Source organism: Streptomyces spiroverticillatus (assembly GCA_014650415.1).
GTDB classification, from domain to species: domain Bacteria; phylum Actinomycetota; class Actinomycetes; order Streptomycetales; family Streptomycetaceae; genus Streptomyces; species Streptomyces spiroverticillatus.
Genome location: BMUX01000016.1, coordinates 107,018 through 128,073, shown reverse-complemented (window position 1 = coordinate 128,073; position 21,056 = coordinate 107,018). Strand labels below are relative to the sequence as shown.

The window sequence follows — 21,056 nt, the reverse complement described above, 5'->3', positions numbered from 1 at the left end:
GGTGCGATCAGCAGCGGGCCCAAGTCTACACAGTTTCCGGGGGTGCTCCGCACACCCCCGGAATGGAGGGCTCCGCGCAGGTCAGTGACGGGGCAGTGTCAGGTCACCGACGGGTCAGGAGCACTGCTTGCCGTCCTTCGGAGGGGTGCCCTCCAGGAGGTAGGTGTTGATCGCCGTGTCGATGCAGTCGCTGCCCCGGCCGTACGCGGTGTGGCCGTCGCCGTCGTACGTGAGGAGGGTGCCGGTGGCGAGCTGGTCGGCGAGGGACTCGGCCCACTTGTAGGGGGTGGCCGGGTCGCGGGTGGTGCCGACGACGACCAGCGGGGCGGCGCCCTTGGCCTCGATGCGGTGGGCCTTGCCGGTGGGGCGGATCGGCCAGGAGGCGCAGTTCAGGGAGGCCCAGGCGAGGCCCTTGCCGAAGACCGGGGAGGCCTTCTCGAAGGCGGGGAGGTCGGACTGGACGTCGGCCGCGGAGGTGAAGGCCGGGGGCAGGTCGAGGCAGTTAACGGCGGTGTTGGCGTACATGAGGTTGGCGTACTTGCCGCTGCCGTCGCGCTCGTAGTAGCTGTCGGCGAGGGCCAGGAGGCCGTTGCCGTCGCCCTGCTGGGCGGCGGCGATGCCGTCGCGAAGCTGGGGCCAGGCGCCCTCGTCGTACATCGCCGCGATCGCGCCCGTGGTGGCGAGGGCCTCGCCGAGCGGGCGGTTCTTGTCCTTGGTGGGTACGGGCTTGGCGTCCAGGGCCTTGAAGAGTGCCTTGAGGCGGGTGCCGGCCTCGGCGGGGGTGCCGGTGCCGAGCGGGCAGTCCTTCTGCTTGACGCAGTCGGCGGCGAAGGACTGGAAGGCGGTCTCGAACCCGGCGGTCTGGTCGCGGTTCATGTCCCGGGAGGCCAGTGAGGGGTCCATCGCACCGTCGAGGACGAGGCGGCCGGTGCGGTCGGGGAAGAGTTCGGCGTACGTGGCGCCGAGGAAGGTGCCGTACGAGGCGCCCACGTACTGGAGCTTCTCGTCGCCCAGGACCTCGCGCAGGACGTCCATGTCGCGGGCCGCCTCGACGGTGGAGACGTGCGGGAGGATGCGCGAGGAGCGCTCCTCGCAGCCCTTGGAGAACTTCTCGTACGCCGCCGTCAGCTTGCTGACCTCGGCCGCGTCGTCCGGCGTCTGGTCGACCTGCGTGTGCGCGTCCATCTCGGGGCCGGTCAGGCACTCGACGGGCTCGCTGCGGGCGACGCCCCGGGGGTCGACGGCCACCATGTCGTAGCGGGCGCGGACCGGCGCCGGGTAGCCGAGAGCGGCGTACGCCTGGAGGTACCCGATCGCGGAACCGCCCGGTCCGCCCGGGTTGACCAGCAGCGATCCGATCCGCTTGCCCGGCCCGGTGGCCTTCTTGCGGGCCACCGCCAGCTTGATGTCGCCGGCGGCGGGGTTCGCGTAGTCGAGCGGCGCCTTCATCGTCGCGCACTCGAAACCGGGGGCGCCGCACTCCCGCCAGCTCAGTTTCTGGGAGTAGTACGGGCCCAGGGCCGCCCGGTCGACGGGCTTCCCCGCACTGCTCTGCGCGGCGGTCGACACCGTCCGGCTCGGCGGCGACGAGGCCCCCGACCCGGTGGAACAGCCCGCGACCAGCAGACCGGTCGCGGCGAACAGGGTGGCGGAGGAACGGAGCAGGCGCCTGGAGTTCATGTTCGGAGCGTAGTGGGATTGTTACGTGCGGTGTGAGTCGGATGCGTGCAGTTGCCCGTACGAGTGAGGTGGTCAACCGGGGGTGCGATGGCGGGCGGGCCCCGCGCCCGGGGGTCAGCCCGTCCGCAGGGACACCGCCATGGCTTCGACGGCGAGGAGAGGGGCGACGTTGCGGTCCAGGGCCCGGCGGCAGGCGATGATCGACTCGATGCGGCGGAGGGTGCGCTCGGGGGTGGAGTCGCGGGCGATGCGGTCCAGGGATTCGCGTACGTCCTCGTTGGCGAGGGCGACCGAGGAGCCCAGCTGGAGGGCGAGGACGTCGCGGTAGAAGCCGGTGAGGTCGGAGAGGGCCAGGTCGAGGCTGTCGCGCTGAGTACGGGTCGAGCGGCGCTTCTGGCGGTCGGCCAGCTCCTTCATCGCGCCCGCCGTGCCGCGCGGCATCCGGCCCCCGGCGGCCGCGCCGAGTGCGGCCTTCAGGTCCTCGGTCTCCTTCTCGTCGACGTCCTCCGCGACCTGCTTGGCGTCCTCGCCCGCCGCGTCGATCAGTTCCTGGGCCGCCTTGAGGCAGCCGCCGATGTCGTCCACGCGCAGGGGCAGGCGCAGGACGGTGGCGCGGCGGGTGCGGGCGCGCTCGTCGGTGGCGAGGCGGCGGGCGCGGCCGATGTGGCCCTGGGTGGCGCGGGCCGCGGTCATGGCCGCCTCGGGCTCGATGCCGTCCCGGCGGACCAGGACGTCGGCGACCGCGGCGACGGAGGGGGTGGTCAGGGTGAGGTGGCGGCAGCGGGAGCGGATGGTGGGCAGCACGTCTTCGAGGGAGGGCGCGCAGAGCAGCCACACCGTGCGGGGGGCGGGCTCCTCGACGGCCTTCAGCAGTACGTTGCCGGCGCCCTCGGTGAGGCGGTCGGCGTCCTCCAGGACGATGACCTGCCAGCGGCCCACGGCCGGGGAGAGCTGGGCGCGGCGGACCAGGTCGCGGGTCTCCTTCACACCGATCGAGAGGAGATCGGTGCGGACGATCTCCACGTCCGCATGCGTGCCGACGAGGGTGGTGTGGCAGCCGTCGCAGAACCCGCAGCCCGGGTCGGCGCCCAAGGCGCGGTCGGGGCTCGTGCACTGGAGGGCGGCGGCGAAGGCGCGGGCGGCGGTGGAGCGGCCGGAGCCGGGGGGGCCGGTGAACAGCCAGGCGTGCGTCATCTTCGACGCCTCGGCGGCTTCTTCGCCGGCGGACTGGGCGGTGACCTGGGCGTCGGCGTCCTTGGCCGCGCCGGCCAGCTGCTTCTGGACGCGCTCTTGGCCGACGAGGTCGTCCCATACGGTCATGGCCGCTCCCTGCACTTGCGGGCCCCGGGTGGGGCTGGGTTCCTATTGTGGGCGAGCCCACTGACAATCGGGGACCGGCCGCCTGCCGCTTGGGCGCGGGGCAAGGGGGTTTTACGGGTCCCCCGTGCCGGGTGGGGTGCTGGGCGGGGCCCGGGGCAGGTCGGCACCCGGTGCCGGGGCGGGTTTCGCCCCAGCCCCGCCCCTTCACCTAAACCCGCGGGGCTGTTGGTGGGTGCTGTTCCCGATGGGGCTGCGCCCCTTGCCCCCTGCACGGCTTCGCCGCGCGTCCTCAAACGCCGGACGGGCTGAGATGCCTACCTCCGCCCGCGCCCCTTGCCCTCGTCCTCCTCCGGAGACCCGAGCAGCTCGTCCGCCAGGGTCGGCAGGTCGTCCAGCGGTGTCTCCTCCGCCCAGTCCGAGCGCCGCCGGGGGCGCCGGGCCGCCTCGTCCGGGTCGACCTGCGGCAGCTCCCTCGTACGGTCCACCTCGGGCTCGTCCCGGAAGTACCCCGAGGGCACCCGGTCCGCCGGGCCCCCGTCCCGTACGGGCGGCAGCACGGCCGTCTCGTCCGCCGCCGGGCCCTGCTCCCGTACCGCAGGAATCACCGCCGTCTCGTACGCCGCACTCCCCTCCCGTACCGCAGGAAGCACCGTCGTCTCGTCGACGGAGGAGTCAGTGGAACGGGAAGCGGGGCCCTTCGTCAGGTCCAGCCGCACGATCGGCGTCGGCACGGTCGTCTCGTTGTCCGTCTCCGGCGCACGGTCCTGACTGCGCGAGGCCACAGCGGAAGCCGTAGCCGATGCCGTGGCCGCCGCCGCAGAAGCCGCCGCGGCCGCCGCAGCCGCCGCCCGCGCCTCCTCCGCCTTCAGCAGCGCCTCCTCCGCCTTGCGCTGCTTCTCCCGGCGGCGTTCCTCCGCCTCGGCCCGCAGCCGCGCCTCCTCCTCGGCCTGCTTGCGCAAGCGCTCCTGCTCGGCGGCCCGCGCCTTGGCCTCGGCCTCTCGGCGTACGCGCTCCTCCTCGGCCTGCCGGCGTGCCTCCTCGGCACGCTGCCTGGCCTCCTCGGCCTGGCGCTCGGCCTCGCGGCGACGCGCCTCCTCGATCTCGCGGCGCTTGCGCTCCTCCTCCTCGGCGCGCAGCCGGGCGAGCTGTTCCTGCCGCTCGCGCTCGATGCGCTCCTCCTCGGCCTTGCGCGCGGCCTCCTCCTCGGCGAGGCGTCGCGCCTCCTCCTCGGCGGCCTTGCGCGCGGCCTCGGCGGCGGCGATCTCCTGCTCGGACATCGGCAGCATCCGGTCGAGCCGGTGACGTACGACCGTCGTGACCGCCTCAGGCTCCTGACCTGCATCGACGACGAGGTAGCGGCTGGCGTCGGACGCCGCCAGCGTCAGGAATCCGGCGCGCACGCGCGCGTGGAACTCCGGCGGCTCCGACTCCAGCCGGTCCGGCGCCTCGGTGAACCGCTCGCGCGCCGTCTCCGGCGACACGTCCAGCAGAACCGTCAGATGCGGTACGAGTCCGTGGGTCGCCCAGCGCGACATGCGGGCGATCTCGGTCGGCGCCAGATCGCGGCCCGCGCCCTGGTAGGCCACCGACGAGTCGATGTACCGGTCGGTGATGACGACGGCACCGCGCTCCAGCGCCGGCCGCACCACGGAGTCCACGTGCTCGGCCCGGTCGGCGGCGTACAGCAGCGCCTCCGCGCGGTTGGAGAGGCCCGCACTCGACACGTCCAGCAGGATCGACCGCAGCCGCTTGCCGATCGGCGTCGCGCCCGGCTCCCGGGTGACGACGACCTCGTGCCCCTTGGCCCTTATCCACTCGGCCAGCGCCTTCGCCTGTGTCGACTTTCCGGCCCCGTCACCGCCCTCCAGAGCGATGAAGAAACCAGTCGCCGACGGCGCCTGCTCGGGCTCGCCGCCCCGGATCGCCTCCCGCAGGTCCCGCCGCAGCGGGACGCCCTGCCGGTCGTCCGTTTTCGCGAGTACGAGCGCGGCCACGGGCAGCAGCAGCGCCCCGACCAGCATCAACGTGTACCCGGCCCCGCCGCCCTGTACGAAGACGAAGCTTCCGCTCTCCAGCCGGTGCAGCCCGATTGCGGCAGCCAGCAGCGGCCCGGCGAGCATGCCGAGCGCCCCGCTGACCCGTACGACCGCCTGGAGGTGCTCGGTGGTGCGGGCCTGCCGGAAGTCCTCGGTCTCCAGGTCGAGCAGGGTGTGCGCGCTGTTGGCGGCGACCCCGGCGGCGTACCCCGCGAGCAGCGCGAGGAGGAGGACGGTGGTGGTGTCGGGGACCAGGCCCATGGCCAGCAGCGCGACCCCGGAAACGGCCACGGCCAGTGACAGCAGTCGGCGGCGCGAGAACGCCGGAAGGACCTTGGCAGCCGTACGGATGCCGAGCCCGGTGCCCGCGGCGAGCGCCAGCACCAGCAGCGCGAAGGTCGCGCCCCCGCCACCGAGGTCCTGCGCGTGCAGTACGGAGACGGCGGCCGCGGCGGCGATCGCCCCGGTCACGGCACCGCCCGCCAGCACGAGAAGCGGAATGGCGCCGGTGCGGCCCTTGTCGGGTCCGTTGCCGGTGCTGGGCCTGCGCAGGCCCTCCAGCGGGGAGCGCGGACGCGGGGTGTGCGCGTCGGGCAGCTCCAGGAAGACGAGGGTGGAGACGGAGGCCGCGAAGAGGCCCGCAGCGACGTACGAGGCAAGGGCCGCCTGGTGGGTGGAGAACCACCCGAGCCCGGTGCCGAGCAGCCGTCCGAGCAGCGTCGCGACGAGGAGCGCGGCCGCGGCGAGGGGGATTGCCGCGAAGTTCGTACGGAGCGTCAGCCTGCGCAGCGCCCCCAGGTGATCCGGAAGCGGACGCACCGCATCGCCCTCGATGGGCGGCGTGGGCAGCAGGGCCGGGGCGGCGCTCTCGTGCGCCACCGACCAGAACCGTTCGGCGACGCCCGCGATGAACACGGTGACCAGCAGCATCGGCGTCGCCCTGTCCGGCATCCAGCCGATCCACAGCGGCGCGACCACCAGCAGCGCGAGCCGCAGCCCGTCGGCGGCCAGCATGGCCCAGCGCCGGTCGAGCGGCCCGCCGGGGGCGACGAGCGCGGAGACGGGGCCGAGCAGGACGGCGCCGAACAGCAGCGTCGCGAGCAGACGCGCGCCGAAGACCGCGGCGACCACGAAGGCGGCACCGCGATAGTCACCGCCGAACACCGCCCGGGGCCCGGCAGCCTCCAGCGTCAGCAGGACAAGTACAAGAAGGGCGAGAGCATCCCCGACACCGCTGACGAGCTGTGCGCTCCACAGCCGTTTCAACGGCTGGTGGCGCAGAAGAGCCCGTACGGCTCGCTCGCGTGAGTCTGCGGCTAGTGCGTCGGAGGTGGGGCTCACGACCGTTGGCTGCTCGGCTCGCGTCATCCCGCCAGCCTATCCGCAGTGCGTGGGGCGCATGCGCGGGTCTTCGAACGGACGTGTGCATGCGGGGTGGGGTGGGGCACTGCCCCCCCGCCCCCTTGGGCGGCGGGGCCGCCCCCCGGGGGCGGAACGGGCGGGCAAGGGGGCGGTACGCCCGATCCGGGCCCGCCCCGGTTCCGCCCCTTGCCCGCACCCCGCGAGGGGCCGCGCCCTACTCCGCCGGTGCCGCCGTCGCCTTCTTCGCGGGTGCCTTCTTGGCCGGCGCCTTCTTCGCCGCAGCGGTCTTCTTCGCCGCAGTCGACGAAGAGGCCGTCTTCTTCGCCGCCGTCTTCTTGGCAGCAGCCTTCTTCGCCGGAGCCTTCTTCGCGGCCTTCTTGGCCGTCTTCTTCGCCGGCCCCTTCGCCCGTTTCTCCGCCAGCAGCTCGTACCCGCGCTCCGGAGTGATCTCCTCCACACTGTCGCCGGACCGCAGCGTCGCGTTCGTCTCGCCGTCGGTCACATACGGTCCGAAACGACCGTCCTTGACCACGACCGGACGCTCACTGACCGGGTCCGTGCCCAGCTCCTTGAGCGGCGGCTTGGCGGCGGCGCGCCCGCGCTGCTTGGGCTGCGCGTAGATCGCGAGGGCCTCCTCGACCGTGATCGAGAAGAGCTGGTCCTCGGTCTCCAGCGACCGCGAGTCCGTGCCCTTCTTCAGGTACGGCCCGTACCGCCCGTTCTGCGCGGTGATCTCGACGCCCTCGGCGTCGGTCCCGACCACGCGCGGCAGCGACATCAGCTTCAGCGCGTCGGCCAGCGTCACCGTGTCCAGCGACATCGACTTGAAGAGCGAGGCCGTCCGCGGCTTCACCGCGTTCTTGCCGGTCTTCGGCGTGCCCTCGGGCAGGATCTCCGTCACGTACGGCCCGTAACGGCCGTCCTTGGCGACGATCTGCCGCCCGGTCTCCGGGTCCTGGCCCAGCTCGAAGTCCCCGCTCGGCTTGGCGAGCAGCTCCTCCGCGTACTCGACCGTCAGCTCGTCCGGAGCCATGTCGTCCGGAACGTCGGCGCGCTGGTGGCCCTCGGCGTCCTTCTCACCACGCTCGATGTACGGCCCGTACCGGCCGACCCGCAGCACGATCCCGTCGCCGACGGGGAACGACGAGATCTCCCGCGCGTCGATCGCGCCGAGGTCCGTCACGAGCTCCTTGAGCCCGCCGAGGTGGTCCCCGTCGCCGTTTCCGGCGTCGGAGGCGGCGCCCGTGGCCTCGCCCTCACCGAAGTAGAACCGCTTCAGCCACGGCACGGACTGGGCCTCGCCCCGCGCGATGCGGTCGAGGTCGTCCTCCATCCTGGCGGTGAAGTCGTAGTCGACGAGCCGGCCGAAGTGCTTCTCCAGCAGGTTGACCACGGCGAACGACAGGAAGGACGGGACGAGCGCCGTGCCCTTCTTGAAGACGTATCCGCGGTCCAGGATCGTCCCGATGATCGAGGCGTACGTCGAGGGGCGCCCGATCTCGCGCTCTTCCAGCTCCTTGACCAGCGAGGCCTCGGTGTAGCGGGCCGGCGGCTTCGTCGCGTGGCCGTCGACCGTGATCTCCTCGGCGCCCAGCGCGTCGCCCTCGGCGACCTGCGGCAGCCGGCGTTCGCGGTCGTCCAGCTCGGCGTTCGGGTCGTCGGCGCCTTCGACGTACGCCTTCATGAAGCCGTGGAAGGTGATCGTCTTGCCGGAGGCGGAGAACTCGGCGGTACGGCCGTCCGAGGCCTGGCCCGCGATCTTGACCGTGACCGAGTTGCCGACCGCGTCCTTCATCTGGGAGGCGACGGTCCGCTTCCAGATCAGCTCGTACAGCTTGAACTGGTCGCCGGTCAGACCCGTCTCGGCGGGGGTGCGGAAACGATCACCCGACGGGCGGATCGCCTCGTGCGCCTCCTGCGCGTTCTTGACCTTCCCGGCGTACGTGCGGGCCTTGTCCGGCAGGTACTCGGCGCCGTAGAGCTGCGTCACCTGGGCGCGGGCGGCGCTGATCGCCGTGTCGGAGAGCGTCGTGGAGTCCGTACGCATGTAGGTGATGAAGCCGTTCTCGTACAGCTTCTGGGCCACCTGCATGGTCGACTTCGCGCCGAACCCGAGCTTGCGGGACGCCTCCTGCTGGAGGGTCGTCGTACGGAACGGGGCGTACGGCGAGCGGCGGTACGGCTTGGACTCGACCGAGCGCACGGCGAAGGAGGAGTCGGCGAGCGCGGCGGCCAGGGCGCGGGCGTTCGCCTCGTCCAGGTGCAGGACGTCGCTCTTCAGCTGTCCGGCCGCGTTGAAGTCGCGGCCCTGGGCGACGCGCCTGCCGTCGACCGTCGTCAGGCGGGCGACCAGAGAGGACGGGTCGGAGGCATCCCCGGCGCGTCCGGTGGAGAACGTACCGGTGAGGTCCCAGTACTCAGCAGAACGAAAAGCGATGCGCTCGCGTTCCCGGGCGACGACAAGCCGGGTCGCGACGGACTGGACACGGCCCGCCGAGAGCTTCGGCATGACCTTCTTCCACAGGACCGGCGAGACCTCGTAGCCGTACAGCCGGTCGAGGATGCGGCGGGTCTCCTGGGCGTCGACCATCGGCTTGTTCAGCTCGCGCGGGTTCGACACCGCCTCGCGGATCGCGTCCTTAGTGATCTCGTGGAAGACCATCCGGTGGACCGGAACCTTGGGCTTCAGGACTTCCTGCAGGTGCCACGCGATGGCTTCGCCCTCGCGGTCCTCATCGGTGGCGAGGAAGAGTTCGTCCGACTCGGCCAGCAGGTCCTTGAGCTTCTTGACCTGCGCCTTCTTGTCGGAGTTCACGACGTAGATGGGCTGGAAGTCGTGCTCGACGTCCACGCCCAGGCGGCGCACCTCGCCCGTGTACTTGTCGGGCACCTCGGCGGCGCCGTTCGGGAGGTCACGGATGTGCCCGACGCTCGCCTCGACTACGTATCCGGGGCCGAGGTAGCCCTTGATCGTCTTCGCCTTGGCAGGCGACTCGACGATGACGAGTCGGCGGCCGCCCTGTGCGGTCTCGCTGGTCGGGGACAACTTGGCTCTTCTCTCCGGTCGACACTCAGTGATCACAGTCGTGGTCGTGGGCGTCCGCCGGACCGACCCGTCCGGACGCTCAACGCTGCGGAGTGTGACGGTACATCCCGTCCTCGTGTCAAACGGCAAAAGCCCGAAAGCCCGCAACGGCCACCTGAGAGACGGTAACCCGACAATCGCCATTCCTGCCGCCCGGACCACCTCACCGCCCCCGTACGGGTCCCTTCCCTTCCCCGTAGCCCCCCGTGGGCGGCGCCCCTTCCCTTCCCCGTAGCCCCCTTGGGCGGCGGGGCCGCCCCCGGGGGCGGAACGGGCGGGCAAGGGGGCGGTACGCCCGATCCGGGCCCACCCCGGCACCGGCCCTGCCCGCACCCCCGACACCGGGCACGCGCAGCCCAGGGCCCTCGGGACGCCTCCCGGCACCGGGCACGTGAAGCCCCGGCCCGCCGGGCCAAGGGGTCCCCAGCCCCGCCCCTTCACCTAAAGCGCTCGGCCGCGCGGCTGGGTGGGGGGTTGCTCGCGCAGTTCCCCGCGCCCCTAACGGGGCAGCAGGAAGCCCTCCCCCACCAGCCCCCGAATCGCCTCCGGCGTCCGGTCCCGCAGGACCACCCCGTCCTCCCCCAGCAGCTGCGCGATCGCATCCAGAATCTGCCCCGCACTCAGCGCCCCGTCGGAGACCCCCGCGAAGCCCGCCCCCACCGTGTCCACCCGCGTCGCCCGCCGCATCCCCCGGTGCTGACGCAGCACCACGTACTCCGGATCCTCCGTCCCCGGCGCCCCGATCTGCTCCTGCACGACCTCGTCGGCCAGCACGAAATGCCCGGCCAGCAGGGCCGCGTCGTCGTGCGCCCGCAGGTAGTCCTGGAGCTCGAAGTGCTGCCGGATCACATCCCCCAACGGCTGCTCGACCGGATGGGGCCACTCCTCCACCACCACCGACGGCTCGTCCCACGCCGCCGCTGACTTCCGCAGGGTGATCCAGCCGAAGCCGACCCCCACCGTCTTGCGCGCCTCGAACTCGTCCAGCCACGCCTCGTACCGCGCCGCGTACTCGGCCGGATCGCTGCGGTGGTCGCCCCCGTCCCGCAGCCACAACTCCGCGTACTGCGTGATGTCCTGGACCTCGCGCTGCACGATCCACGCGTCGCAGCCGCGCGGCACCCAGGCGCGGATGCGGTCCTTCCAGTCCTCGCCCTCGACGTGCTCCCAGTTGGCCAGGAACTGTGCGTACCCGCCCTCGTTCAGCCGTGCCCCCGTCCCCTGGACGAGCGTCCGGCACAGGTCGTCGCCGCTCATGCCGCCGTCGCGGTACGTCAGGCGGGCACCGGGCGAAATCACGAACGGCGGATTCGAGACGACGAGGTCGTACGTGCGCTCCCCCACCGGCTCGAAGAGAGACCCCTCCACCAGCTCGGCCTCCGCCGCCCCCGACAGAGCGAGGGTCAGCCGGGTGAAGTCCAGCGCACGGGGGTTGAGGTCGGTGGCGGTGACCCGCACCGCGTGCTGCGCGGCGTGCAGCGCCTGGATGCCCGAGCCCGTACCGAGGTCGAGGGCGGAGCCGACAGGCGTGCGTACGGTGATTCCGGCGAGCGTGGTGGACGCGCCGCCGACGCCGAGCACCACGCCCTCCTGGCGGGTGCCGATGCCGCCGGCGCCGCCGACCGCGCGCCCCAGGTCGGACACGATGAACCAGTCCTGGCCCTCGTCCCCGCCGTACGGCCGCACATCGACGCTCGCCCGCAGCACGTCGCCTTCGCGACCTTCGCGGACCAGCCACCGGTCGGCCACGCACAGGTCCACCGGGAGCACCCCGGCGAGCCGGTCCGCCGGGACCGATTCCTGGAGCAGGAAGACCCGTACGAGAGCAGAAAGCGCCCCGTCCGCCCTGGTCGCGCGCAGTGCGGGTACGGTCTCGCCCCGCGCCAGCGCGCTGTAGGCGGGCGCGCCGAGCAGGTCGAGCAGCCCGTCGGCGGTGAAGGCCGCCGCGAGCAGGGCCTCCCTGAGGCGGGCGGCACTCCCGGCGGCGGGCAGGGACTCGGGCAGGGGCGCGGAAAGGCTGGTCTGACTCACCCGGCCATTGTCGCCGCTGCCACTGACAATCGCGGTACGCCCGTCACGGCGGCCCGAGCCCCCGCAGAACCGCTTACGACGGGCTCGTCGAAGCTCCCGCGTTCGAGCTGGGGCAGAAGATCTTGGGCGCGGGCAGCTTGTCCGCCTTGCCGAGGTCCGCGCCGATCTTGTCCAGCGCCTTCGGGAACTCCTTCGACGCCGGGTCCAGCGCCTCGGCCTGCTTCTTCAGCTCGTCGTAGGCCTTCGCCTTCGCGTCCAGGTTCAGAATCATTTCCTTGTGGTCGCGCTCACCGTTCTCGACCGGCGGAACCCCGGCCTCCTTGAGCGCCTTGATCCTGTCCCGGGCGGCGTCGCCGTACATCTGGAAGGCCTGGATGTCGACCTTCTTCAGCTCCTCGGGCTTGCCGTCGGCGGCGACGGAGCTGATCAGCTTCTCGGCCTTGGTGGCCTTCTCGACGGCCGCGTTCTCCTTGGGGCAGTACGACTTGGACCATTCCTTGGCCTTGTCCTCGGCGTCGTCCCCGCAGCCCGAGAGGGTCGCCATCATCACGAGTACCGCACCGCCGGACAGCGCGGCTGCAAGCTTCTTGTTCACCGGATTGGTCCCTTCCAAGGTTCTCGGCCCCGGAACATACACGCCAAGTGGCCTACTCCCGCGTGTCGGGCTTCCCATTCATCCGGCATTGAAGCCATTTGCACCAAGAGTGCGCCGGGTGCGCGCCCCCTCCCGTGCCCCCGGACGCACGAACGGACGGCGCGTCAGCACGCGCCGCCCGCCCGCTCTCTGACCAGCCGTTACGTGATCGTCTACGGCACCGCCTTCGTCGTCACGGAAGGCTCGGCCTGCGCCGGAACGGCCGCCGAGTTGCCTTCGTCACCACCGGCCGCACCGCCGCCGGCCGTGTCGCCGCCCGCCTCGTCGCCCATCACGATGCCGCGCCGCTTGGACACGTACACCGCACCGACGATCACTCCGAAGGCGATGACCGCGACCACGGCCCGCACCCACGGACTGGCGTCGACGCCGAAGCTGAACTGCACCACGGCGGGCGCGATCAGGAGCGCCACCAGGTTCATCACCTTCAGCAGCGGGTTGATGGCCGGGCCCGCGGTGTCCTTGAAGGGGTCGCCGACCGTGTCGCCGATCACCGTCGCGGAGTGCGCCTCGCTGCCCTTGCCGCCGTGGTGCCCGTCCTCGACGAGCTTCTTGGCGTTGTCCCAGGCCCCGCCGGAGTTCGCGAGGAAGACCGCCATCAGCGTGCCCGCACCGATCGCGCCCGCGAGGTAGGAGCCGAGCGCGCCGACGCCGAAGGTGAAGCCGACGGCGATCGGGGCCATGACGGCCAGCAGTCCGGGCGTCGCCAGTTCCCTGAGCGCGTCCTTGGTGCAGATGTCGACGACCCGCCCGTACTCCGGTTTCTCGGTACGGTCCATGATCCCGGGATGCTCGCGGAACTGCCGCCGCACCTCGTAGACCACGGCGCCCGCGGACCTCGACACCGCATTGATCGCCAGCCCCGAGAAGAGGAAGACGACCGCGGCGCCGAGCATCAGCCCGACCAGGTTGTTGGGCTGCGAGATGTCCATGGAGAGGTTGACCGGGGTGGTCGCTCCTTCGCCCAGCAGCCCCGCCTTCTTCGCCGCGCCCAGGATGGCGTCCCGGTACGAGCCGAAGAGCGCGGCCGCCGCCAGCACGGCCGTCGCGATGGCGATGCCCTTGGTGATGGCCTTCGTCGTGTTGCCGACGGCGTCCAGGTCGGTGAGCACCTGCGCGCCCGCGCCCGTCACGTCGCCGGACATCTCGGCGATGCCCTGCGCGTTGTCGGAGACCGGCCCGAAGGTGTCCATGGCGACGATGACGCCGACCGTGGTGAGCAGCCCCGTCCCGGCCAGGGCGACCGCGAAGAGGGCGAGGATGATCGACGTACCGCCGAGCAGGAAGGCCCCGTACACACCGAGCCCGATGAGCAGCGCGGTGTAGACGGCGGACTCGAGCCCGATCGAGATGCCCGCGAGCACCACGGTCGCCGGCCCGGTCAGCGACGACTTGCCGATGTCGCGCACCGGGCGCCGGGTGGTCTCCGTGAAGTACCCGGTGAGCTGCTGGATCAGCGCCGCCAGCACGATGCCGATGGCGACGGCCACCAGCGCCAGCAGCCGCGGGTCGCCCCCGTGCCCGGCCACCGCCTCGTCGGCCCCGTCCAGTTCCCGGTACGAGGAAGGCAGGTGGACGAAGACGGCGACGGCGACCAGCACCAGGGAGATCACCGCGGAGATGAAGAACCCGCGGTTGATGGCGGTCATGCCGCTGCGGTCGGTCCGCCGGGGTGCGACGGCGAAGATGCCGATCATGGCGGTGATCACGCCGATCGCCGGGACGATCAGCGGGAACGTGAGCCCCGCGTCGCCGAAGGCGGCCATGCCGAGGATCAGTGCGGCCACGAGCGTGACGGCGTACGACTCGAAGAGGTCGGCCGCCATGCCCGCACAGTCGCCGACGTTGTCGCCCACGTTGTCCGCGATGGTGGCGGCATTGCGCGGATCGTCTTCCGGAATTCCCTGTTCCACCTTGCCGACCAGGTCGGCGCCGACGTCGGCGGCCTTGGTGAAGATGCCGCCGCCGACCCTCATGAACATCGCGATGAGGGCCGCCCCCAGACCGAAGCCCTCCAAAACCTTGGGGGCGTGGTCGGCGTACACGAGGACGACGACGGCCGCACCGAGCAGGCCGAGGCCCACGGTGATCATTCCGACGACGCCGCCCGTACGAAAAGCGATCTTCATCGCTTTGTGGGAGACGACTTTCAGATCCTTTTCCGCCTCACCGGGCGCAGGAGTCGCTTCCCGCGCGGCAGCCGCGACGCGCACATTACTGCGCACGGCCAGCCGCATTCCGATGTATCCGGTGGCCGCGGAAAAGATCGCGCCCACGAGGAAGAACAGCGAACGCCCTATCCGTTGCGACGTGTTGTCCGCCGGTAGCAGCAGCAACAGGAATACCACCACTACCGCGAAGATCCCCAGAGTGCGCAACTGCCGCATCAGATAGGCATTCGCGCCTTCCTGCACGGCGGCGGCGATCTCCTTCATGGAGTCGGTGCCCTCGTCGGCCGCCAGCACCTGGCGCACCAGCAGCCGGGCGACGATCAGTGCGGCGACCGCGACGGCCGCGATGACGATCACGATGAGTCGGTTGTCGTCGGTGAGTGAGACCGCGAGGTTCGTGAAGTGTTCGGACTGTGGGGAGTTGAAGAGTCCCGCCATTCGTCCTCCTTGACGCGCAGAGCTCAAGATGGACGGATTCTAGGGAGCGGAAGCTGATCTCAACAGACCGCCGTTAAATGGATCTTTTACAAATCCCGGAAAATGACGGCGAAGTGATCCGGGAAAGACGAAAGGCCCTGCTCAGCAGGGCCTCACGAATATCGACTCGGGGAATGCCTTCAGGGCATTACCACCGCGGATGCGGTGGGCCAGCTCATCCGGATCGAACCGCCGTTTTCCCCGCCGACGACCTCAAGGTCGTCGACGAGTCCGCTGATGACGGCGAGACCCATGTCGTCCTCGCCGTCCGCTTCGAGGTCCACTCCCCGCGAGCCCGCCTCGGGTGCGCTGCGCGCGCCCGGGATCGAGCCGGCCGGTGCCGGCACCTCGTCGCTGACCTCGATGGAGAAGGTCTTCTCCTCCTCGGTCAGCGCCACCTTCACCGGCGCCGCGATGTTGTTCGTACGGTGCAGGCCCACGGCCCGGGAGCACGCCTCACCCACCGCGAGCCGGACCTCGTCCAGCACCGCCTCGTCGACCCCGGCCCGACGCGCCACGGCGGCCGCCACCAGGCGGGCCGTCCTGACGTGCTCGGGCTGGGCGCTGAAACGGAGTTCCACGGTGGCCATTGCGCATCCCCCTCGGACGTACGGGCGTGCATCCGCGAGGGACCGGGCGATGAGCCCGGCACCCCGCGTCGTACTGCTCTGAGCTTGTTGTTGACTTCCGACCGACCGGCAGAGGGTCAGTCGGCCGCCGCGACGGCCTCGTCGACCGTCGTGTGGATGGGGAACACCTTGGTCAGACCGGTGATCCGGAAGATCTTGAGAATGCGCTCCTGGTTGCAGACCAGACGCAGCGAGCCCTCGTGGGCACGCACACGCTTCAGTCCGCCCACGAGCACGCCGAGGCCGGTGGAGTCGAGGAAGTCCACGGCCTCCATGTCGACGACCAGGTGGTAACTGCCGTCGTTCACCAACTCGACCAACTGCTCGCGCAGCTTGGGCGCGGTATACACATCAATCTCGCCACCGACCTCGACGACCGTACGGTCGCCGTTGGGGCCGTTCACGTTGCGAGTCGACAGGGACAGGTCCACGGATCCTCCAGCACCTTGCTATCGAGCGGCCGCCCCCCTGAGGTCTCCCCGGCGGAGCCAGAGGACGGAACGCCAGCCGCGAAACGCATTCAATCACTTACCAGCAGGCGAGCACGACGCCTTGGGACCATTGTCCGTCACGCCAGTGACACACTCGGCGGTGATGGCCAAGAATCCCCGTCCCGGACGACCTCCCCAGAGCAGGGCCCAGACCCCGTCTCCCGGCGAGGTCCTCGCCCGTCTCTCCGCAGGGGAGAGCCGGGCCGCTCGCGTCACTCATACGGAGCACTTGCCCGCGCGACAGGGCAGCCATGCGGTATGGCCCGACCGGATCCGCAGCGAAGTGATCGCGGCGATCGAGGCGGCCGGCATCAAGGACCCCTGGACCCACCAGGCACAGGCCGCCGAGCACGCCCTGGACGGCGAATCAGTGGTGATCGCCACAGGTACCGCCTCGGGCAAGTCGCTCGCCTACCTCGCCCCGGTCCTCAGCGCCCTCCTCGACGGCTCCGAGGCCCCCAACGGCCGGGGCGCCACCGCCCTCTACCTGGCCCCCACCAAGGCCCTGGCCGCCGACCAGCGCCGCGCGGTGAAGTCCCTCGCTGCCCCGCTGGGCAACGCGGTGCGCCCGGCGGTCTACGACGGCGACACCCCCGTCGAGGAACGCGAGTGGGTGCGCCAGTACGCCAACCTGGTCCTCACCAACCCCGACATGCTGCACCGGGGGATACTCCCGTCCCACCCCCGCTGGTCCTCCTTCCTCAAGGCCCTGCGCTACGTCGTCATCGACGAGTGCCACACCTACCGGGGCGTCTTCGGCTCCCACGTCGCCCAGGTCGTACGCCGCCTGCGCCGCCTGTGCGAGCGGTACGGCGCGAACCCGGTCTTCCTCCTCGCCTCGGCCACCGCCGCCGAACCGGCCGCCTCCGCGAGCCGTCTGACGGGCCTGCCGGTCAAGGAGGTCGCCGACGACGCCTCACCCCGCGGCGAGCTGGTCTTCGCCCTCTGGGAACCTCCCCTCACCGAACTCCACGGCGAGAACAACGCCCCCGTCCGGCGCACCGCCACCGCCGAGACCGCCGACCTCCTCACCGACCTGGTTCTCCACAACACCCGCACAGTCGCCTTCGTCCGCTCCCGGCGCGGGGCCGAGCTGATCTCCCTGATCGCCAAGGAACGCCTCGCCGACTACAGCGACCGCACCCTCCCCCGCCGGGTGGCCGCCTACCGGGGCGGCTATCTCCCCGAGGAACGCCGGGCCCTGGAAGCGGCCCTGCACTCCGGCGAGCTCCTCGGTCTGGCCGCCACCACGGCCCTCGAACTCGGCATCGACGTCTCCGGCCTGGACGCCGTCCTCATCGCCGGCTATCCCGGCACCCGCGCCTCCCTCTGGCAGCAGGCGGGCCGCGCGGGCCGCTCCGGCGACGGCGCCCTCGCGATCCTGATCGCCCGCGACGACCCGCTCGACACCTATCTCGCGCACCACCCCGAGGCCCTCTTCGACCAGCCCGTCGAATCCACCGTCCTCGACCCCGACAACCCCTACGTCCTCGCCCCGCACCTGTGCGCGGCCGCCGCCGAACTCCCGCTCACCTCCTCCGACTTCACCCTCTTCGGCCCCGCCGCCGAACCCCTCCTCCCGTCCCTCGAAGCGGCCAACCTCCTGCGCCGGCGCGGCAAGTCCTGGTACTGGACCCGCCGGGAGCGGGCCGCCGACCTGGCCGACATCCGGGGCGGGGGCGGCAGTCCCGTCCAGATCGTCGAGGAGTCCACCGGCCGCCTGCTCGGCACGGTCGACGCCGAGGCAGCCCACACCTCCGTCCACGAGGGCGCCGTCCACCTCCACCAGGGCCGCACCTATCTGGTCCGCCGCCTCGACCTGGAGGACTCCGCCGCCCTTGTCGAGGAGGCCAACCCGCCCTACTCCACGACCGCCCGCGACACCACCGCCATCTCGATCCTCTCCACCGACGAGACCGTCCCCTGGGGCACCGCCCGCCTCCACTACGGCTCCGTCGAGGTCACCAACCAGGTCGTCTCCTTCCTCCGCCGCAAACTCGTCACCGGCGAGGTCCTCGGCGAGACCAAACTCGACCTCCCGCCCCGCAAACTCCGCACCCGCGCCGTCTGGTGGACCCTCACCGAGGACGACCTCGACACCGCCCGCCTCACCCCGGAAATCCTCCCGGGCGCCCTGCACGCCGCCGAGCACGCCGCCATCGGCCTCCTCCCGCTCTTCGCCACCTGCGACCGCTGGGACATCGGCGGCGTCTCCATCCCCCTCCACCCGGACACCCTGCTCCCCACCGTCTTCGTGTACGACGGCCACCCGGGCGGCGCGGGCTTCGCCGAACGCGGCTTCCACACCGCCCGCGCCTGGCTCGCCGCCACCCGCGAAGCCATCGCCTCCTGCGAGTGCGACGCGGGCTGCCCCTCCTGCATCCAGTCCCCGAAATGCGGCAACGGCAACGACCCCCTCCACAAACGCGGCGCCCTCCGCCTCCTCACCACCCTCCTGAACGCGGCCCCGGACTCCGCCTGACCCCGGCCGACCCCGGTCCCGGGCTCCGTCCGCCCCCGGCCCCGCCCGCGCCCTCACCACCACCTCGTACGGACCGGTCCCCGCCCCCACCGACACGTCCGCCACCTCCCCCCGCACCGCACACCGCACCACCCGCACCCCCTGCGCCCGAGCCACCTCAGCTGCCCGCCCGCACGCCGCCCGCTCGCCCCGAGCCCACTCGGTCGCCGCCGCCAGCGCCGCCAGGTCCGCACCGCCCCCGGCCCGATGCCGCGCCACCACCGCCTGGCCCATCGCCAGCACCCCCGCACACACCACCCCGAGCAGCGCCACCACGCCCAGCACCCACACCGTCGCCGACCCGCGATCCGCATCCCGCCCCCGCCGCCTCACACCCCCACCCCCACCGTCTCCTCCGCCAACGCCACCGCCTCGGCCCGCAGGGTCAGCCCCAGCGGGCCGGGCCCCGGCGCGGGGGCCTCCACCACCACCCGCACCAGATCGCCCTCCCGCCGGAACCCGACCGTCGCCCCGTCCGGCGCCACCTGCCGGGTCACCGCCTCGGCCGCCGCCCGCGGTTCCTGCCGGGCCTCGGCCCGCGCCCCCGCCCGGGCCGCGTCCACGCACTGGATCTGCGCGGCGGCCGCCATCAGCGCCCACACCAGCGCCGTCCCGAGGAGCACCAGCACCGGCAGCGCCAACGCCGCCTCGGCCGTCACATACCCCCCATCCGCACGCCCCCTGACCGGCCTTCGCTGCCCCTCAGAACTGCACATCGAGGGCCCTCTCCACCGCCGCCTGCAACGCCCCCGAGACCGCGCCGCTGGTGACCACCTTGTAGAGCACCGCCGCGAAGGCACACGCGGCGATGGTCCCGACCGCGTACTCCGACGTGCTCATCCCGGCGTCCCCGGCCATCCCACGCATCCGCGTCACCCGCGTCCGCGCCCGGACCAGCCCCCACGCCACCCGTACCCGCACCGGCTTCCACATCTCAACCTCCCGAAGTCACACACCACTTGAGTCACTTGCATCACGCCCCGGCCAGCAGTCCGTCCGCCAGCCCGATCACCACCGGAACCACGCCCACCACCAGGAAGGCGGGCAGGAAGCAGAGCGACAGCGGCGCGACGATCAGCACGGCCGCCCTGTTCGCCCCGGCCTCGGCCCTGCGGGCGCGTTCCGCGCGGAGCCCGTCCGCGATCCGGGCCACCGGACCGGCCGCCGGAGCCCCGCTGACACCGCTCCGCGCCAGACACCTGGCCAGCCCGGCGGCCCCGGGTATCGCCCCCAACCGCCCCCACGCCTGCGCCGGTTCACTCCCGAGCCGCAGCTCCGCCGCCGCCCGCGCCAGCCGCTCCCCGACCGGCCCGCCGAGTGACTCGCCCACCGCCCTGGCCGCCTCCCCCGGCCCCGCCCCCGCAGCCACGCAGGCCGCCATGAGGTCTGCCGCGAGGGGCAGTTGGCGCAACGCCGCCGCATCCTCCGCCGCCGCGGCCCCCTTCACCTGCCGCCCCCGCAGCCACTTGCGCACCCCGACCCCGGCCATCGCCCCGACGAGGCATCCCCACACCCCACCGACCAGCACCCAGCCGGCCACCACCGCCGCCACGGACCCGCCCCAGCCGCGCGCCCACGCCGCACCGGCCCGGAAGTCCCCGCGCCGCCGTCGCGCCATCGCCGCCTCGACCGCCAGCAGCGTCACGAGCCGCCGCCTGGCCTCCTGCTCCCGGCGCTTTCCGGCCACCGCGAAGGCCACACACCCCACGGCCGCCGCAGCCGACACCACTACCCCCAGCCTGTGGACAACGTCCCCGTTCACGCGCCCTCCCCCTCTCCGCCCCGTACGATCCGACGCGCCCACAGCAGGCCCGCCGCCTCCAACACCCCGCCCACCACCAGGCAGCCGAGCCCCAACGGCGTGTGCAGCAGCACCCGCAGCGGGTCCGCGCCCATCGCGCTCCCGATCAGCACGCCCACCACCGGCAACAGGGCGAGCAGCCCGACCGTCGACCAGGCCCCGGACAACCGGGCCCGCAACAGCTCCCGCCGCTCCCGCTCGGCCCGCAGCGCCGCCTCCAGCCGCTCCAGCCCGGCGGCGAGCCCCGCCCCGCTCTCCACCGCCAGCTGCCAGCACACGGCGACCCCGACCAGCCCCTCGGCCCCCGGCTCCCGCGACGCCCGGTACAGCGCGGTGGGCACATCGCCCCCGAACCGGGCCGCCGCCAGCACCTCGGCCTCCGCCGCCCCCAGTCCCCCGGTGTCCGCCGCCGCGACGTACAACGCCTGTCTCGGCTGGCTCCCGGCCCGCAACTCCCCGCTCACCGCCCCGCACAACGCGATCACCCGCTCCCCCCGCGACTCCCGCGCGCGCTTCAACTCCCGCGCCCGCAGCCGCCGTCCGACCACCGGCACGGCCACCGCCCCGATCACCAGCGGAATCACCGACTCCCCGAGCACCGCCACGACGCCCGCCACCGGCAGACACCACCACTCCGGCCGGCCCCGCTCCCGTACGAGATCCCGCAGCCGCTCCCAGGGCGCGGGCCGCACCTCCTCGGCCGCGCCCCCGGCCACCACCAGCCGGGCCCTGCGCAGCCCCTGCTCCCAGCCGACCAGCAGCCAGGCCGCCAGTCCGGCGCACACCATCGCCGCATA

At 72.4% G+C, this 21,056-nt stretch carries 14 protein-coding genes and 1 pseudogene; 1 reads left to right on the top strand and 14 read right to left on the bottom strand.

What is annotated here, in order from left to right:
- Positions 1 to 114: 114 nt before the first annotated feature.
- The 9 genes from IE269_RS32875 to IE269_RS32835 all read right to left on the bottom strand — a co-directional run bounded on the left by IE269_RS32875 (position 115) and on the right by IE269_RS32835 (position 15,877).
- Positions 115 to 1,680, bottom strand: a complete 1,566-nt coding sequence (locus IE269_RS32875; RefSeq protein WP_189826898.1) for an alpha/beta hydrolase — start codon at positions 1,678 to 1,680, stop codon at positions 115 to 117.
- Positions 1,681 to 1,794: 114 nt separating this feature from the next.
- Positions 1,795 to 3,000: a DNA polymerase III subunit delta' gene (locus IE269_RS32870; protein ID WP_189826897.1), complete on the bottom strand. Its 1,206-nt coding sequence runs from the start codon at positions 2,998 to 3,000 to the stop codon at positions 1,795 to 1,797.
- A gap of 314 nt (positions 3,001 to 3,314) precedes the next feature.
- The gene (tmk, locus tag IE269_RS32865) at positions 3,315 to 6,404 is read right to left on the bottom strand and encodes a dTMP kinase (RefSeq protein ID WP_189826896.1); all 3,090 of its coding nucleotides are present in this window, start codon (positions 6,402 to 6,404) and stop codon (positions 3,315 to 3,317) included.
- A 208-nt stretch (positions 6,405 to 6,612) separates the two neighbouring features.
- Entirely contained in the window at positions 6,613 to 9,444 is a 2,832-nt protein-coding gene (gene topA / locus IE269_RS32860) for a type I DNA topoisomerase (RefSeq protein WP_189826895.1), read from the bottom strand.
- A 537-nt stretch (positions 9,445 to 9,981) separates the two neighbouring features.
- Positions 9,982 to 11,514 carry a DUF7059 domain-containing protein gene (locus IE269_RS32855; protein WP_189826894.1) on the bottom strand — a complete coding sequence of 511 codons (1,533 nt, stop codon included), beginning with the start codon at positions 11,512 to 11,514 and terminating at the stop codon, positions 9,982 to 9,984.
- A gap of 73 nt (positions 11,515 to 11,587) precedes the next feature.
- Entirely contained in the window at positions 11,588 to 12,109 is a 522-nt protein-coding gene (locus IE269_RS32850) for a hypothetical protein (RefSeq protein WP_189826893.1), read from the bottom strand.
- 212 nt (positions 12,110 to 12,321) lie between these two features.
- Positions 12,322 to 14,778: a sodium-translocating pyrophosphatase gene (locus tag IE269_RS32845; RefSeq protein ID WP_189826892.1), complete on the bottom strand. Its 2,457-nt coding sequence runs from the start codon at positions 14,776 to 14,778 to the stop codon at positions 12,322 to 12,324.
- Positions 14,779 to 14,957: 179 nt separating this feature from the next.
- Positions 14,958 to 15,407 (bottom strand): ATP-binding protein, encoded by a 450-nt coding sequence (locus IE269_RS32840; RefSeq protein ID WP_189826891.1) that lies wholly within the window; start codon positions 15,405 to 15,407, stop codon positions 14,958 to 14,960.
- Positions 15,408 to 15,523: 116 nt separating this feature from the next.
- Positions 15,524 to 15,877: an STAS domain-containing protein gene (locus IE269_RS32835; protein ID WP_189826890.1), complete on the bottom strand. Its 354-nt coding sequence runs from the start codon at positions 15,875 to 15,877 to the stop codon at positions 15,524 to 15,526.
- 163 nt (positions 15,878 to 16,040) lie between these two features.
- On the opposite strand from IE269_RS32835, the gene IE269_RS32830 reads away from it, so the two are divergent.
- A complete protein-coding gene (locus IE269_RS32830) occupies positions 16,041 to 18,419 on the top strand; it encodes a DEAD/DEAH box helicase (protein WP_229898410.1) in 2,379 nt (792 codons plus the stop codon).
- Positions 18,420 to 18,515: 96 nt separating this feature from the next.
- Here IE269_RS32830 and IE269_RS43435 read toward each other — a convergent pair.
- The 5 genes and pseudogenes from IE269_RS43435 to IE269_RS32810 all read right to left on the bottom strand — a co-directional run.
- A pseudogene (locus tag IE269_RS43435) lies at positions 18,516 to 18,749 on the bottom strand (Rv3654c family TadE-like protein); the annotation flags it as partial.
- 38 nt (positions 18,750 to 18,787) lie between these two features.
- Positions 18,788 to 19,117 carry a TadE family type IV pilus minor pilin gene (locus IE269_RS43430; protein WP_438817651.1) on the bottom strand — a complete coding sequence of 110 codons (330 nt, stop codon included), beginning with the start codon at positions 19,115 to 19,117 and terminating at the stop codon, positions 18,788 to 18,790.
- Positions 19,118 to 19,160: 43 nt separating this feature from the next.
- Positions 19,161 to 19,391: a DUF4244 domain-containing protein gene (locus IE269_RS32820; protein ID WP_189826889.1), complete on the bottom strand. Its 231-nt coding sequence runs from the start codon at positions 19,389 to 19,391 to the stop codon at positions 19,161 to 19,163.
- A gap of 40 nt (positions 19,392 to 19,431) precedes the next feature.
- Positions 19,432 to 20,220, bottom strand: a complete 789-nt coding sequence (locus IE269_RS32815; RefSeq protein WP_189826888.1) for a type II secretion system F family protein — start codon at positions 20,218 to 20,220, stop codon at positions 19,432 to 19,434.
- Complete coding sequence (locus IE269_RS32810; protein WP_189827000.1) at positions 20,217 to 21,047, bottom strand: type II secretion system F family protein; 831 nt, start codon at positions 21,045 to 21,047, stop codon at positions 20,217 to 20,219. Before IE269_RS32810 ends, IE269_RS32815 begins: the two co-directional genes overlap by 4 nt.
- Positions 21,048 to 21,056: the final 9 nt, after the last annotated feature.

Bases quoted from the DNA above. Each gene is read 5' to 3' on its own strand.
- IE269_RS32875 (WP_189826898.1), bottom strand. From the start codon at position 1,680: ATGAACTCCAGGCGCCTGCTCCGTTCCTCCGCCACCCTGTTCGCCGCG.
- IE269_RS32870 (WP_189826897.1), bottom strand. From the start codon at position 3,000: ATGACCGTATGGGACGACCTCGTCGGCCAAGAGCGCGTCCAGAAGCAG.
- tmk (WP_189826896.1), bottom strand. From the start codon at position 6,404: ATGACGCGAGCCGAGCAGCCAACGGTCGTGAGCCCCACCTCCGACGCA.
- IE269_RS32845 (WP_189826892.1), bottom strand. From the start codon at position 14,778: ATGGCGGGACTCTTCAACTCCCCACAGTCCGAACACTTCACGAACCTC.
- IE269_RS32840 (WP_189826891.1), bottom strand. From the start codon at position 15,407: ATGGCCACCGTGGAACTCCGTTTCAGCGCCCAGCCCGAGCACGTCAGG.
- IE269_RS32830 (WP_229898410.1), top strand. From the start codon at position 16,041: ATGGCCAAGAATCCCCGTCCCGGACGACCTCCCCAGAGCAGGGCCCAG.
- IE269_RS32820 (WP_189826889.1), bottom strand. From the start codon at position 19,391: ATGTGGAAGCCGGTGCGGGTACGGGTGGCGTGGGGGCTGGTCCGGGCG.
- IE269_RS32810 (WP_189827000.1), bottom strand. From the start codon at position 21,047: ATGGTGTGCGCCGGACTGGCGGCCTGGCTGCTGGTCGGCTGGGAGCAG.